This is a genomic window from Oleiphilus sp. HI0043, from assembly GCF_001634935.1.
The window spans coordinates 1-501 of sequence record NZ_LWEY01001388.1 but is presented as its reverse complement, the minus strand read 5'-3'; the positions used below and the strand labels follow the sequence as shown (position 1 = coordinate 501).

At 40.9% G+C, this 501-nt stretch carries 1 protein-coding gene; it reads left to right on the top strand.

Features of this window, described 5'->3' with window-relative positions:
* Window positions 1–338, top strand: a 338-nt coding sequence (locus A3729_RS18890) for an EAL domain-containing protein (RefSeq protein WP_156498024.1), incomplete at its 5' end; no start/stop codon positions are given.
* Between the last annotated feature and the right edge of the window lie 163 nt (window positions 339–501).

The following is a 501-nucleotide window of genomic DNA, read 5'->3' as shown; positions in this document are numbered from 1 at the left end:
CGCTTAAGAGCAAAGGTTTTAGATTCTCTGTCGATGATTTTGGTACTGGATATTCCTCTTTGGCTTATCTGCACTCCTTTCCAATTGATGAGTTGAAAATAGACCGAAGTTTTATCAAACAGATAGAGAGCAAAGGGACAGCGATTATTGATGCGATTGTTTCTTTGTCACAAAGCTTCGGATTGAGGGTTGTTGCCGAAGGGGTTGAGACCCGTGAGCAACTGGAAATTCTTGCCGAGAAGAATGTTTCATCCGTGCAAGGCTATTACCACGCCAAACCAATGCCTGCCCATGAGTTTATTACTTGGGTTACCAAAGCCAAGCGTTGCGAGAACTAAAATTGAGGTCAGAGTAAAAAATTATTTTTTACTCTGACCTCAATTATTATTTAGCGAGTTCCTTGGTAACTAAATCGTATAGCTCTTGTGATCCAAACTTGGGGAGCGCTTGTTCATTAACAAAAAAGGTTGGTGTCTTGCTAACTTGCAAAGCTCGAATATC